The 13197-nt window shown below is 64.1% G+C and carries 12 protein-coding genes; 3 read left to right on the forward strand and 9 right to left on the reverse strand.

What is annotated here, in order from left to right; genetic code table 11:
* Positions 1-14: 14 nt before the first annotated feature.
* The 7 genes from IVB41_RS01760 to IVB41_RS01790 all read right to left on the reverse strand — a co-directional run bounded on the left by IVB41_RS01760 (position 15) and on the right by IVB41_RS01790 (position 5197).
* Positions 15-479 (reverse strand): GFA family protein, encoded by a 465-nt coding sequence (locus IVB41_RS01760; RefSeq protein WP_027569053.1) that lies wholly within the window; start codon positions 477-479, stop codon positions 15-17.
* Positions 476-2362, reverse strand: coding sequence for a methylmalonyl-CoA mutase subunit beta (locus tag IVB41_RS01765; protein WP_247426115.1), 1887 nt, complete (start codon positions 2360-2362; stop codon positions 476-478). Before IVB41_RS01765 ends, IVB41_RS01760 begins: the two co-directional genes overlap by 4 nt.
* An 82-nt stretch (positions 2363-2444) precedes the next feature.
* Positions 2445-2936, reverse strand: coding sequence for a 2-amino-4-hydroxy-6-hydroxymethyldihydropteridine diphosphokinase (gene folK / locus IVB41_RS01770; RefSeq protein WP_247426117.1), 492 nt, complete (start codon positions 2934-2936; stop codon positions 2445-2447).
* Between the two features lies 1 nt (position 2937).
* A complete protein-coding gene (gene folB, locus IVB41_RS01775) occupies positions 2938-3306 on the reverse strand; it encodes a dihydroneopterin aldolase (RefSeq protein WP_027516901.1) in 369 nt (122 codons plus the stop codon).
* Positions 3303-4163 (reverse strand): dihydropteroate synthase, encoded by an 861-nt coding sequence (folP, locus tag IVB41_RS01780; RefSeq protein ID WP_247426119.1) that lies wholly within the window; start codon positions 4161-4163, stop codon positions 3303-3305. Before folP ends, folB begins: the two co-directional genes overlap by 4 nt.
* Before the next feature lie 234 nt (positions 4164-4397).
* Positions 4398-4805, reverse strand: coding sequence for a DUF4332 domain-containing protein (locus tag IVB41_RS01785; protein ID WP_211382897.1), 408 nt, complete (start codon positions 4803-4805; stop codon positions 4398-4400).
* A 26-nt stretch (positions 4806-4831) separates the two neighbouring features.
* A complete protein-coding gene (locus IVB41_RS01790; RefSeq protein WP_247426121.1) occupies positions 4832-5197 on the reverse strand; it encodes a DUF2267 domain-containing protein in 366 nt (121 codons plus the stop codon).
* Positions 5198-5543: 346 nt separating this feature from the next.
* On the opposite strand from IVB41_RS01790, the gene IVB41_RS01795 reads away from it, so the two are divergent.
* The 3 genes from IVB41_RS01795 to IVB41_RS01805 all read left to right on the forward strand — a co-directional run bounded on the left by IVB41_RS01795 (position 5544) and on the right by IVB41_RS01805 (position 10081).
* Positions 5544-7172, forward strand: a complete 1629-nt coding sequence (locus tag IVB41_RS01795) for a helicase HerA-like domain-containing protein (protein ID WP_247426123.1) — start codon at positions 5544-5546, stop codon at positions 7170-7172.
* A 133-nt stretch (positions 7173-7305) separates the two neighbouring features.
* On the forward strand, positions 7306-8634 hold the full coding sequence (locus IVB41_RS01800) for a glycosyltransferase family 87 protein (RefSeq protein WP_247359877.1): 1329 nt from the start codon (positions 7306-7308) through the stop codon (positions 8632-8634).
* Between the two features lie 52 nt (positions 8635-8686).
* A complete protein-coding gene (locus tag IVB41_RS01805; protein ID WP_247359876.1) occupies positions 8687-10081 on the forward strand; it encodes a M20/M25/M40 family metallo-hydrolase in 1395 nt (464 codons plus the stop codon).
* Positions 10082-10278: 197 nt separating this feature from the next.
* Here the strand turns inward: IVB41_RS01805 and IVB41_RS01810 are convergent, their stop codons facing one another.
* The gene (locus tag IVB41_RS01810) at positions 10279-11058 is read right to left on the reverse strand and encodes a class II aldolase/adducin family protein (protein ID WP_007593534.1); all 780 of its coding nucleotides are present in this window, start codon (positions 11056-11058) and stop codon (positions 10279-10281) included.
* 180 nt (positions 11059-11238) lie between these two features.
* Positions 11239-12888, reverse strand: coding sequence for a glycosyltransferase family 39 protein (locus IVB41_RS01815; protein WP_247359875.1), 1650 nt, complete (start codon positions 12886-12888; stop codon positions 11239-11241).
* Positions 12889-13197: the final 309 nt, after the last annotated feature.

Below are 13197 nucleotides of genomic sequence, written 5' to 3' on the forward strand. Positions count from 1 at the left end.
CATATCATGGGCGCTCAATCATGGTCGGGATGCTGATGGCTGACGATGGTTGCCATCTTCTCCGGCCCGTAATTTTGCTGCGTGGTCTGGCTTGGTAGATTGGCGATCCCGACCACCCAGCCGAGACGGGACTCGGAACCGAACTGCCGCGTCGGCACCACGTGATCGGGGCGGTCGAACGCGCCGGTCATGATCTCGATCCGGTCGCCGTCGATGCGGCCAAAGCTTAGCGGCGTGCCGCAGGCGGCGCAAAAGCCGCGCTCGGCGATGGAGGAGGAGCGGAAGAACGACGGCTTGCCCTTGGTCCATGCAAAGTCCGTCTTGTTGATGTCGGCAAAGGAAGCGAACGGCGCCCCGCTCGCCTTCTGGCACATCCGGCAGTGACAGATCGAAACCCTGTTCGGCGCCGTCGTGACTCCAAAGCGCACTGCCCCGCATTGGCAGCCGCCGGTGAGAACTGGTTTGCTGGCTTCGGTCATGCCTGCTCCATCCGTCGATACGTGTCTTGCAATGTCGCAAGCGCGTCGCCCCCGGCGAAGACAAAACCGGTGACGCCGGCTGCACGCAGCGCCGCCTCGGCATCGGTCGGGCGGCCTGCCAGATAGATAAGTCGGGCGCCGGCGGTTTGCAGGGCCTGCGCCGCGGCTTCGGCGTGTTCCGCATAGACCTTGTCGCTGGAACAAAGGCAGGCGAGCCCGGCACCGGAGGCCTTGAAGGCGGCAGCTAACTTGGCCGAATCGGCGAAGCCCTGGCTGTCGACGGCCTGGCTGTCGACGGCCTGGATGCCGCCGGTCTCAAACAAGCTCTTGGCAAAGGTCGCGCGCGCCGTGAAATCGGCGGGCGTGCCGAGATTGGCCAAGAACACTTTCGGCCGCGCGCCGTGTGCCTTCAACGCCGCATCGGATTTGTCGCGCAGTGCCTCGAACGGTTCCGCCAGCCGGATCGGCGGCAGCGCGTCGAACTTGTATTTTTGCTCGCCATAAGGCGCCAGCGCGATCGGCGTCGCCTTCAGCACCATCGTCTCGTTCTCGTGCAGGTTCGGAAACTCGCTGGCGCCGGTCAGCACGTCGCGGCGTTTTGCGATGTTGGCGTCGCGGGCTTTTCGCGCGGCCGCGACCTTGCTCTGGAACAGGCCCTGCTGAAGCGCAGCGAAGGCGCCGCCGGCTTTCTCGCTCTCCTGGAATAGCGCCCAGGCGGCGTCGCAGAGCTGGCCCGTCAACGTCTCGATGCCGCCTGCGCCTGCCGCGGGATCGCTGACCTTGGCGAGATTGCTCTCTTCCAGCAGCACGAGCTGCGTATTGCGCGCCACGCGCCGCGCGAACGGATCGGGCAGGCCGAGCGCCAGCGTATGCGGCAGCACGGTGATCGCGTTGGCGCCGGCAAGGCCGGCCGCAAACGTCGCCATGGTCGCGCGTAGCATGTTCACATAGGGATCGCGTTGCGTCAGCATGCGCCAGGCGGTATCGGCGGCGATGAACAGCGGTTTTGGCGCGAGCCCGCACGCCGTCTCGATACGCGCCCACAGCAGCCGCAAGGCGCGGAATTTTGCCATGGTGAGGAACTGATCTGCATCCGCGGCAAGCCGCGCATAGACCATGCCCTGCGCCTGCTCCAGCGGAACGCCCGCGCCCTCGATCGCGCGCAAATAGGCGATGCCGCAGGCGAGCACGAAGGCGAGCTCCTGCACCTCCGAGCCACCGGCATCGTGGACGACGCGTCCGTCGGCTGATGCGAACGGTCCCTTGAAGCCGAGCGCGGCGAGGCCCTTGATGCCGCCGGTGACGGCCGGAACGATCTCGTCCCAGGTATAGGGGCTGTGGCCCCACACCGCGCCGGCCGCGAGCGGGTCGAGCCCGAAGCGGATGCCGCAGGCCGCGGGATCGATGCCGTTGCTCTTCACATATTCCGCGACGTGGATCGCCGCCATCCGCGATTGCGGGCCGATCTCGAGCTCCAGCCCGATGCCGGCATCGAGATGGATATCCTTCAAGATCTTTGCGACTGCGTCTGCGGTCGGTTCCAGCCCGAAACCGTGAGCGGCGTTGCCGCCGGCGAACACCAGCGCAAGCCCTGTCGCGCCATTTTCGAGGTCGGTCAGTGCCTGCGCATTCGCCGCACTTGCATCGGGATGGTCGATCCGCTGCATGATCTGCCAGGGCGCGGCCGCCGGCCGTCCCACCACGGGCGCAACGCCTTTGGCGCGCGGATAGAGCGGATCGATCCTGATGCCGTCATAGGTCTTGGCGACCAGCTTCTCGAATGGCGCGCCCTTCAGCACGCCATCCACCAGCTTGCGCCAGTCGTCGACGGTCGCCTTGGGAAAATCCGCCGCCAGCGGCAGGTCGTCGGTCGCGGAGGTCATGCGGCGAAGGGCTCCCGAAAAATCTTGTTGTTCGCAGGCGAAATTGCCACGGCCGGCCGTCCCTGCAAACGGTTGTTTTTGGTTAACCGGTATCCGGAAGCCGCTCAATGCCTTGTGTCGAGACGCTGGCGAGACCGTCACGGACACGAATGCCTGCGATCACGCGGTCGGGCGCGATCTCGGCCAGCGGCACCAGCACAAAGGCGCGCTCGAACAGGCGCGGATGCGGCAGGGTCAGATCGGGCTTCTGCATCGACACATCGTCATAGGCGATCATGTCGAGATCGAGCGTGCGCGGGCCCCAGCGCCGCTGCTTATCGCGCGAGCGGCCGAATTTCTGCTCGACCTTCTGCATCACGAACAGCAGCGCATGCGGATCGAGGCTGGTGTCGATCTCGACGCAGGCGTTGATGAAGGGAGCCTGGTCCTCGTCGCCCCAGGGCGGCGTCGCATAGTCCGACGAGCGCGCGATCAACGCAGCCTGGGCCATGCCGCAGATATGGGCGATCGCCTTCTGGAACGTCGCGCGGACATCGCCGACATTGCCGCCGAGCGCGATCAGAACGCTTGCCATGTCAGGGGTGCCGCGAACGCGTCAGCATGATTCCGACGTCGTCGAAGATCGCGGCGATCGGCGCATGCGGCTTGTGCACGGTGATCTTCACGGCGCGGATACGCGGGAAGTGCGACAGGATGGCATCGGCGACCGCGCCGGCCGCGCGCTCCAGCAGCTTGTAATTGGTGTTCTTGAAGGCCGCGGTGGTCGTCGCCACGACGTCGGCGTAAGACACGGTGTCGGCGAGCCGGTCGCTGCGCGACGGTTCCGACAGGTCGGTATAGAGCTCGAGGTCGATGACAAAACGCTGGCCGACCTCGGTCTCGTGCTCCATCACGCCGTGGCGGGCATGGATCGACAGGCCGCTCACGAAGATCGTATCGGTCATGGCTTGCTCTCGATTGCGTGCGCCACTCGCAGGGCCTGCAAGGTCTCGGCGACGTCGTGTGTCCGGATGATTTTCGCGCCGCGCTGCGCGGCGATCAGATGCGCGGCGATCGAGCCGGCGAGCCGCTCTGTCGGCCCCGACGGCGACACCGAGGCGATGAAGCGTTTTCGCGAGGCGCCAACGAGGATCGGCAGGCCAAACATGTCGAGCTCGCGAAGTCGCGCCAGCGCAATCATGCTCTGTTCGGCTGTCTTGCCGAAGCCGATGCCGGGATCGAGCACGATCTTGTCGCGGGCGATGCCGGCTTTTGCCGCGATCTCCAGCGAACGCAGGAAAAACGCTTTCATGTCCACGACGATATCGATGGCGGGATCGACGCTGTCGCGGTTGTGCATGACGATGACGGGGGCGCTTCTCGCGCCAATCAGCGGCGCCATGGCGGCATCGCGCTGCAGGCCCCAGACGTCGTTTGCAATCGCCGCGCCCTGATCGAGCGCGAAGGCCACCACTTCCGCCTTCATGCTGTCGATCGAGACGGGCACACCGAGCGCCACGATCTCCGATAGCACCGGCCGCAGCCGCGCCAGCTCGTCTTGCGCCGTGACCGGCCGAGCGCCCTTGTAGGGCCGGGTGGACTCGGCACCGATATCGATGATGTCGACCCCGGCCTCGATCATCGCCCGTGCCCGCGCGAGCGCCTGCTCGGGCGCGATGAATTCGCCGCCGTCGGAGAATGAATCCGGAGTGACGTTGAGCACGCCCATCACCGCCGGGATCGGCCGCTCCAGCAGCGTCCGCAGCACGTCAGGCCCGAGTGAACCGGCCGCCGGGACGGATGGAGAGGGCGAGGCATTCATGCGGCCCGCTTTAGCGGTCGGGGAGGGGGGATTCAAGGCGGGATTGGGGGGCGATCCAGTCGCCCAATGCACTCCGGGGCCGGTGAGGGCGCGATGCTCTTGCCACGCTCCGTCATTACGAGCGTAGCGAAGCAATCCAGGCTGCCGCTGCGGAGGGACTCTGGATTGCTTCGCTGCGCTCGCAATGACGACCGGGAAGGAGCGGTGCTCTATCTGCCCAGCCTTGTCCCCGGATCAATACGAAATCTTCGGCGGCAGCTTTTTCGCCTTGGCGATGATGTCGCCGACCGACTTTTCCGAGGGCAGGATGCGGAGGAGCTTTTTCTTCTCGTTGGCATCCCGCATGCTCTGGGCCAGCCTTGCCGGATTTCGGTAGGCGAGCTCGCGCACGGTGGTGACGCCGGCGGCGCGGACCAGGCCGACCTTGGCCCGGCCCATGCCGGGGATGCGCATGTAGTCGGAGACGTTGGCCCATTCCAGCAGCAACTGCTCGCTGATGCCGGTCTTGGCGGAGAGCGCCTTGCGGCCCTTCACGGTCGAAGCCGCCTCGAGCAACGCATCGGTGGTGCGGATACCCTGCGCCTTCAACTTGTTGGCGGCAAAGGTCGACAGGCCCTCAATCTCGGAGATCGGATATGTCATGATACTCGATGTGAAATGCGCAGGCGTCAGGCGAACTGGCTGAGGCCCGGGGTCCCCGCGATGATCTTGCCCATCTGATCCGCTCCGATTTTGTCTCGGCCGAAGCGAAAAAGTTCACGGGCGATGTTCTGAATCTCGGCCATGCCAAGTCCCAGGCCCATCAGGCGCGTGCCGACCGCCATCAAGCCGCCGCCCATCAGCCGCGACAGTCCTGCGCCGCTGCGGGACGCCTCGATTGCCGCTTCTGCACCTGGAATCTGGTCGATCAGGACCTGGACGCTGTCGGAAGGACCCTCGTTGCGGAGGAAGCCCAGGATAATGCCGACGGTCTTTTCAGCGACAGCACCATCTATGCTGGCGTTTGTCGCCAGCCGCCCGATCAGCTCGTCCATATGGCCGCCCCTCAGTCGGTTCACATGCCGGAGTATTGCTTTCGAAAATGATCTTGAGCCGGTGTGATGTGAAATACAAGCGATGAACGCCATCAACGTTCCGATTCATTCTCGAACGCGCGAGAAGTGTTGCAGCGATGCAAGGGCGGAGATGAAATCGGCAGAAAAATGCCGCGATGCGAATGCGTCGTTCCTACTTTCGGCGGATGTCACTCGCATGTTTCCGACGATGTCGTATGCCCGGGGCGCGTTGAATGGTTTCAATCAGCGCGCGATATGCGTTAAACTACGGAACTGGTGCATTCGAGTTTCGATATGCGAAACAAGGCAGAGAGATCAGGGCATAATGACCGCACAGGACAGCAAGCTCGGTGATACCGACGACAAGATCTTTGTCGGTAAAGGAAGCGAGCAGGCATGGCTGACGCTGGCGTTCGCCAATCGCCACGGCCTCGTCACGGGTGCAACCGGAACCGGCAAGACGGTCTCGCTGCAAGTGATGGCAGAAGGATTTGCGCGCGCTGGTGTTCCAGTGTTCGCGGCCGACATCAAGGGCGACCTCTCAGGCATCTCCGAAGTCGGCGAAGCCAAAGATTTCATCGTCAAGCGCGCCACCGAGATGGGACTGACGTTCCAGCCCGACCAGTTCTCGACGGTGTTCTGGGACGTGTTCGGCGAGCAGGGCCACCCGGTGCGGGCGACCGTCACGGAAATGGGCCCGCTGCTGCTCGCACGTATGCTCGACCTGAACGATGTGCAGGAAGGCGTGCTCAACGTCGCCTTCCGCGTCGCCGACGACAACGGGCTGACGCTGATCGACATGAAGGATCTGCGCGCGCTGCTCGATGCCATCGTGCCCGACGCCGGCAAGAAGGGGGCGGATGCCGAGGAGAGTCCGCTTGCCGAGATCAAGAAGGCGGCGCAGGGTTTTGGTAACGTCACCAAGGCCACTGTCGGCACCATCCAGCGCCAGCTTCTGGTGCTGGAGAATCAGGGCGCCACCAAATTCTTCGGCGAGCCGGCGCTGACGCTGAAAGACTTCATGAAGACCGACCGCGACGGCCGCGGCATGGTCAACATCCTCATCGCCGACAAGCTGCTGCAGAGCCCACGGCTTTACGCGACATTCCTGCTGTGGATGCTGTCGGAGCTGTTCGAAGAGCTGCCCGAGGCCGGTGACCTGCCCAAGCCGAAGCTGGTCTTCTTCTTCGACGAGGCGCATCTGCTGTTCAACGACGCGCCCAAGGCGCTGATGGACAAGATCGAGCAGGTGGTGCGCCTGATCCGCTCCAAAGGCGTCGGCGTTTATTTCGTCACGCAAAACCCGGTCGACGTGCCCGACCGCGTGCTCGGACAATTGGGCAACCGGGTGCAGCACGCGCTCCGCGCCTTCACCCCACGCGACCAGAAGGCGGTCGCCGCCGCGGCACAGACCTTCCGGCCCAACCCGAAGCTCGACACTGCCAAGGTGATCATGGAGCTCGGCAAGGGCGAGGCGCTGGTGTCCTTTCTCGAAGGCAACGGCACGCCGGCGATGGTCGAGCGAGTGATGATCCGGCCGCCATCGGCCCGGATCGGACCGGTCACGCCGGAAGAGCGCAAGGCGATCATGGATGCAAGCCCGGTGAAGGGCAAATACGACACCGCCGTCGATGCGGAGTCCGCCTACGAGATGATCCAGAAGCGCATTGCCGGCACGGCTGCGACTGCCGATCCAGGCGCGGCTGGCGGAAATGGAGGCGGCGGCATCCTCGGCCAGATCGGCTCGATCGTCGGCACCATCTTCGGTACCAACGTCAAGCGCGGCCGCCTCTCGACGGGGCAGGTCATCGCGCGCGACATGACCCGATCGGTCACCAATCAGGTGATCGGGGGGATGGCCGCCAATATCGGCAAGTCGGTCGCCGGCCAGCTTGGTGGCTCGATCGGCCGCACACTGGTCCGCGGCGCGCTCGGCGGCTTGCTGCGCAGGTAGGCAGAAAGCCTCGTTTGAGGCAATTCATCCGCAGACCCGCCGCTTGTGCGCGGCGGGTACAAATTCGGGTGATCAGGACTCTCCAAGCGTCCGTTGGTCTGCTAGGTGCTATGGCCCCTGACTGGACCACATCGTGACCTCACCTGAATCTTTCGTCCGACCCGGCGCATTCCGAAACCTGTCGTTGCGTGCGCCGCTCGACCTGCTCTTCCTGCTCTGCTGCTTCATCCTGGCTGCCGATGTCCTCGGACCCGAGATCTTCGGGCACGGCAAAACCAAGGACTATGGCCTGTGGTACTGGGCCGGGCAGCAGGTCTTAAAGGGTGGGCCGCTCTATCCCGGCGACATCGGTGCGTACTTCGAGTTCATCTACCCACCGCTGCCGGCGATCCTGCTGGCGATCCCGAGCTGGTTCGGCAAGATCGCGCTCTACAGCGTGCTGTCGATCCTGAATATTACGGCGTGGTGGTACACCGGGATGCTCTCCAACGCCATGACCGGTTCGGGCCGCACGCCTGGCCCCTGGCTGGAGGCGCTGCCGGCTCTCGTCACCGTGACCTTCGTGTTCGACATGTTCGATCTTGGCCAGCCGAACCTCGTGCTGCTGGCGATGATGCTCTACGGCTTCTGGAGCTTGCAGCATCAACGCTCCTGGCTCGCAGGCTTGATGTTCGCGCTCGCCACCGCCATCAAGGTGTTTCCCATTGCGGTGCTGCCCTATCTGGTCTGGCGTCGAAACTGGGGAGCCGCCGTCGCTACTGTCGCCTTCACCGGCATGCTTCTCTATATCGTGCCGGCCCCCATACGCGGCTTCGAGCGCAACGCCGCCGAGGTCAAGACCTGGTATCAGGGCATGGTCGGGTCGAGCTCGGAAAAAGGATTTGGCCAGCGCGACGAGCAGAACTGGTCGTGGGTGAACCAGTCACTCATTGCCGTCACGCACCGGCTGGTCCGGCCGATCAACTACAATCAGGAGGATTCCAACAAGCCGCCGCGCACGATGAATGTCATCGACGTCGATTTCAGGACGGCGAACTGGATCGTGCTGGCGCTGTCGGCCTTGCTCGGATTGGGCTTCGTCGCGGTCATGCCACGGCAAGCGCGGCGTACGGCGCGCTCGGACGCCGAGGAGCTCGGCATCCTGTTCTGCCTGATGACGGTGGCATCGCCCCTGGCGCGGCAATACTACTTCATGTGGCTGTTCTTCCCGATGACGGTGCTGATGCATCGTGCCGCCTTCGACGAGCGGGCGAACGTGCGCCTGGGAACCTGGCTTTCCCTTGGCGCCGCCGGCATGCTCATGCTGCTGGCACTGCCGTGGTTTCCCAATGTCTTTCAGGCTTGGGGCAATAACCTCGTCGCCACAGCGGTCCTCGCAGCTAGTCTCGCATGGCACATCCGGCATCCGCCGGTTGCGGCTGGCCCCAACGCCGCGGCAGCGCTAAAAGCCGATAGTTCTTGAGAAGACAGCTTGAGCCCCGACGTCTTGGGATTCGAACGCAGGGAATACGACAATGGCAAATGCGCAGCTTCAATCCGTGCTCGACCACATCGACAAGGAGTTCGACAACAGCCTGGAGCGCCTGTTCTCGCTGTTGCGGATCAAGTCGATCTCCGCCGATCCGGCCTTCGCGGCCGATTGCAAGGCGGCGGCCGAGCATCTTGCCAGGGACATCGCGAGCCTCGGCGTTGCGACTGAAGTGAGGCCGACCGCCGGCCACCCCGCGGTCGTTGGCAAGAGCGTCGCGGGCGGCCGGCCGCATGTGCTGTTCTACGGCCACTATGATGTGCAGCCGGTCGATCCGATCGAGCTCTGGCACCGTCCGCCATTTGAGCCTGTTGTGACCGACCATGCCGACGGCCGCAAGATCATCGTGGCGCGCGGCGCCGAGGACGACAAGGGTCAGGTCATGACTTTCGTCGAGGCCTGCCGCGCCTGGAAGAAGGTGACGGGATCGCTGCCGATCGACGTCACTTTCCTGATCGAAGGCGAGGAAGAAGTCGGCTCGAAGAACTTCGTGCCCTTCATCGAAGCCAACAAGGACGAGTTTAAGGCTGACTACGTGCTGGTCTGCGACACCGGCATGTGGGACCGCAACACGCCCGCGATCACGACCTCGCTGCGCGGTCTGCTCTATGAGGAGCTCAAGATCACCGCCGCCAATCGCGACCTGCATTCCGGCGTGTTCGGCGGCAGCGCGATGAACCCGATCCGGGTGCTGACCAAAATTCTCGGCGGGCTGTTCGACGATGACAACCGTATCACCATTCCCGGCTTCTATGACGGGGTGAAGGACACGCCGTCGGACATTCTCGCGCAGTGGAAGAAGCTCGATTTCACGCCGGACACGTTCCTTAAGCCGGTTGGACTATCGATACCGGCCGGCGAGAAGGGCAGGCTCCTGGTCGAGCAGGCTTCCACGCGTCCGACCTGTGACGTCAACGGCATCTGGGGCGGTTATATCGGTGAGGGCTCGAAGACGGTGATCCCGTCGCACGCATCGGCCAAGGTCTCGTTCCGGCTGGTCGAAGGCCAGGATCCCGCGAAGATCCGCAAAGCTTTCCGTGAGTACGTGACTGCGCGCATTCCGGGGGACTGCAAGGTCGAGTTCGGCGACCACTCTGCCGGGCCCGCGATTGCGCTCGACTGGAACATGAAGCCGCTTGCCGCGGCCAAGACCGCGCTGACCGAGGAATGGGGCAAGGAGACCGTGCTGATGGGATCGGGCGCCTCGATCCCGATCGTCGCGGACTTCAAGCGCACGCTGGGGCTCGACTCGCTGCTCGTGGGTTTCGGCCTCGACGACGACAATATCCACTCGCCGAACGAGAAATACGACCTCCGCAGCTTCCAGAAAGGCATCCGTTCCTGGGCGCGCATCCTCGCGGCGCTGGCGGAGGTGAAGTAGCGGGCGCTCTGTCCTCGTCATTGCGAGCGTAGCGAAGCAATCCAGAATCTCTCCGCAGAGACAGCCTGGATTGCTTCGTCGCTTCGCTCCTCGCAATGACGGGGCCAAATAAAAACGCCGCCCGGAATTGGGCGGCGTTTCATTCCGAAAATGTGTAGAGGGTGTTGAGACCTACCCTACACCAAATCCCGAAAATCTCAAGAGCGGTAGCCCGGAAGCTCGCGGTCCAGCTTGCGCAGCAGTGGCGGCCACACGAGGTTGGTGGCGCGCAACTCGGCGCGGTCGCGGTTGGCGAGCAGCTCGGTGTTCTTGTCGATCGCGACATCGTCGACCGGATAGACCGGCGTGCCCAGCGCGCGCGTACGTACCTGCATCGAGCAGGCCCGCTCAAGGTGATACATGCGCTCGAAGGCCGAGGCCACCGACCGGCCGACCGTCATCGTGCCGTGGTTGCGCAGCAGCATGTGGTTGTGGTCGCCGAGGTCCTTCTGCAGCCGCGGCCGCTCGTCGTGGTCGAGCGCGATGCCTTCGTAGTCGTGATAGGCGAGGTCGTGGGTGACGAGCTGGGCGGTCTGGTTCAGCGGCAGCAGCCCTTCGGCGCTGCTCGAGACCGCGGTGCCGTCGAGGGTGTGGAGATGCAGCACGCAGATGGCGTCCTCGCGCACCTCGTGGATCGCCGAATGGATGGTGAAACCGGCGGGGTTGATGCTGTACTCGCTCTCGGAGAGCTGGTTGCCGTGCAGATCGACCTTGACCAGGCTCGACGCCGTGATCTCGTCGAACATCAGCCCGTAGGGATTGATGAGGAAATGATGGTCGGGGCCGGGCACGCGCGCGGAGATGTGGGTGTCGACCAAATCGTCCCAGCCGTAGAGCGAGACGAGGCGATAGCAGGCGGCGAGATTGACCCGTTGCTGCCACTCGGCCTCCGTCATGTTCGACGGCACTTCCTTCAGGCGCGCTTCCGCTGGCGACATGGTTGATCTCTCCGAACATCGTTGTTGCGGGGACGGAGCGTAGTCCTGCCGCGAGCTGCCAGCAAGGCACACAAAGCGCGGCAGTCCAGCGTAGTCCGCATGAGCGACGCGACATGCGGGGCTGCCTGATAGGCCCCGGATGTCGCTGCGCTCACCCGGGCTACGATCCGGAGAAATTTATTACGGTGCCGGGATCGAGAGCAGGCTGGAAATGCTGCTGCCGCGGATGTCGTAGACGCGGGCGAACACCACGTCGTCGCGCTTGATCTCGACCAGCACGGGCGCGGTGAGGCCCTTGCAGTAGAATTCACCGAGCGTCATGGCGAAGTCGGCGGCATTGGAATCCCAGCCGATGGTGAAGTCGGGGCCGAGCGCGACCTGGGCGGGGCGCTGCGGACCGCACACGGCGACCTTCCATTTGCGGTTGCGCGGCGGCACTTCCTGGCGTTCGACCAGTTGCTCGCGCAATTCGTCCGAGGCCTGCTTCAGCGCCAGGCCCCAATAATCCAGCATGAAGCGGTCGTCGGCGCCGCGCACGGTGCCGGCGATGTGGTTGAAGTGGGTGTATTGATAGGGATGCAGGCGGATCATCTCGGCGAGCGAGAGCGCAAGGCCAAAGCAGAAGGTGGCGAGCACGACCGGCTGCCACGTGCGGTGATTGGCGCGCAGCCGCTCCATGGCCCAGCCAAAGGCGACGCCGCCGAGCACCGCCATCGGCGGGATCACGAAGACGAAATGGCGGATGCCGTTGTACAGCGCCGGTCGCTTCACCATCGCGATCGCGAGCGGCAGCGTCGCGGCGAGCGTGAGCATCAGCAGGATGGTCTTGCGGCGTGCGGGAACCTCGCGACGCGGCAGCAGTGCGAAGGTGCCGATCACGGCGCCGAACATCAGCACCAGCATCACCTCGGGCAACTGAAGCGCGAACAGCGTCGGCAGATAGGACCACGGCATGTCGGGCACGGATACGATCGCGCCGTCGAACATCTCCTTCCAGGGTTTCTCGAAGAAGTGCGAGAAGTAGGTCAGCGCCTCGAAGGGATTGCCGGGCTCCATGATCGACCACGGCCAGATCAGCCCCATCACGAGGTAGCCGAGCACGAGGCCGGGCAGCAGCACGTAGACGACATAAGCGAAGCGGCGGACCGACTCGCGCAGGCCCTCGCTACGCAGTTCCTCCAGGAACAGCGGCATGAAGCCGATCACGGCATAGACCAGCGCAAGGCCGCCGAGGATGCGGGTGCCGAGCGAGAGGCCGGCACCAAGGCCGACGATCAGGATCGTGCGCGGCGAAGGCTGCGGATATTCCTCGGCGAGGCGGACGAGACCCAGCATCAGGATGATCATGGCCACCGCGAAGGGCGCATCCTTCGGGTTCATGAACATGTGGCCGTAGAAGATCGGGCAGAGCGCGAGCAGCAGGAGCGAGGCAAGTCCCGCAAGGGGGCCGCCGATACGGCGGCCGAGCCGCCACGTCACCGCAAGTCCGATCACGCCGACGACGGCGCCGACCAGACGGCGCGTCTCGAACAGCTCGAGCGGAATCACCTTGTGCAGGAGGGCCGCGACCATGTCGAAGCCGCCGCCATACATGTAAAGGTTGGCGAAGGAGAGTGCCGCGGTGTCCTTGAAACCGGAACCGAACATGCGCAGCAGCAGGTCAGCATATTCGGCGTGGGTGTAGTCGTCCCAGCCGAGCCCGTAGTCGCGGAAGGTCAAACCGGCAATGACGGCGACCGCAGCCAGCACCAGCATGGCGAGATCGTCGCAAGTCCGTTCAACCGAGCGCCGCAGAGGCGTGTCGATCGCCGAAGTCGTGATGGATGTCATGGCTATTGGTGACCCGGAATCCCCTCTTGGCCCTGCTGGTGCGCGCGGGCCTGCTCCCCGGAATCCCTATAGCGCAGTTCCATTACCAAGTAATTGGGCATTATGGCTAAATTCCTGATGCAACGCAGCAAATCCGACCAGCTCGAGAGCAGCTTAGAAGTAGCGAGCCGTAGCTGAAGGGAATGTGAATAAGTCCCTGATTTCCTTTCCTTTAGGAACGCAGGCTATAATTCGACGTTGGCGTGGAACACCGGATGACGGTATCGTGGCGTGACGAGTGTCGCGTGTGGCTGCGCGGCCGGGGGTGAG

The sequence above is a fragment of the Bradyrhizobium sp. 44 genome, assembly GCF_023073095.1.
Classification (GTDB): Bacteria; Pseudomonadota; Alphaproteobacteria; order Rhizobiales; family Xanthobacteraceae; genus Bradyrhizobium.

What these genes read in the sequence shown, in the direction of transcription:
- IVB41_RS01760 (WP_027569053.1), bottom strand. Translation starts at nt 479, where the DNA reads ATGACCGAAGCCAGCAAACCAGTTCTCACCGGCGGCTGCCAATGCGGG.
- IVB41_RS01765 (WP_247426115.1), bottom strand. Translation starts at nt 2,362, where the DNA reads ATGACCTCCGCGACCGACGACCTGCCGCTGGCGGCGGATTTTCCCAAG.
- folK (WP_247426117.1), bottom strand. Translation starts at nt 2,936, where the DNA reads ATGGCAAGCGTTCTGATCGCGCTCGGCGGCAATGTCGGCGATGTCCGC.
- folB (WP_027516901.1), bottom strand. Translation starts at nt 3,306, where the DNA reads ATGACCGATACGATCTTCGTGAGCGGCCTGTCGATCCATGCCCGCCAC.
- folP (WP_247426119.1), bottom strand. Translation starts at nt 4,163, where the DNA reads ATGAATGCCTCGCCCTCTCCATCCGTCCCGGCGGCCGGTTCACTCGGG.
- IVB41_RS01785 (WP_211382897.1), bottom strand. Translation starts at nt 4,805, where the DNA reads ATGACATATCCGATCTCCGAGATTGAGGGCCTGTCGACCTTTGCCGCC.
- IVB41_RS01790 (WP_247426121.1), bottom strand. Translation starts at nt 5,197, where the DNA reads ATGGACGAGCTGATCGGGCGGCTGGCGACAAACGCCAGCATAGATGGT.
- IVB41_RS01795 (WP_247426123.1), top strand. Translation starts at nt 5,544, where the DNA reads ATGACCGCACAGGACAGCAAGCTCGGTGATACCGACGACAAGATCTTT.
- IVB41_RS01805 (WP_247359876.1), top strand. Translation starts at nt 8,687, where the DNA reads ATGGCAAATGCGCAGCTTCAATCCGTGCTCGACCACATCGACAAGGAG.
- IVB41_RS01810 (WP_007593534.1), bottom strand. Translation starts at nt 11,058, where the DNA reads ATGTCGCCAGCGGAAGCGCGCCTGAAGGAAGTGCCGTCGAACATGACG.
- IVB41_RS01815 (WP_247359875.1), bottom strand. Translation starts at nt 12,888, where the DNA reads ATGACATCCATCACGACTTCGGCGATCGACACGCCTCTGCGGCGCTCG.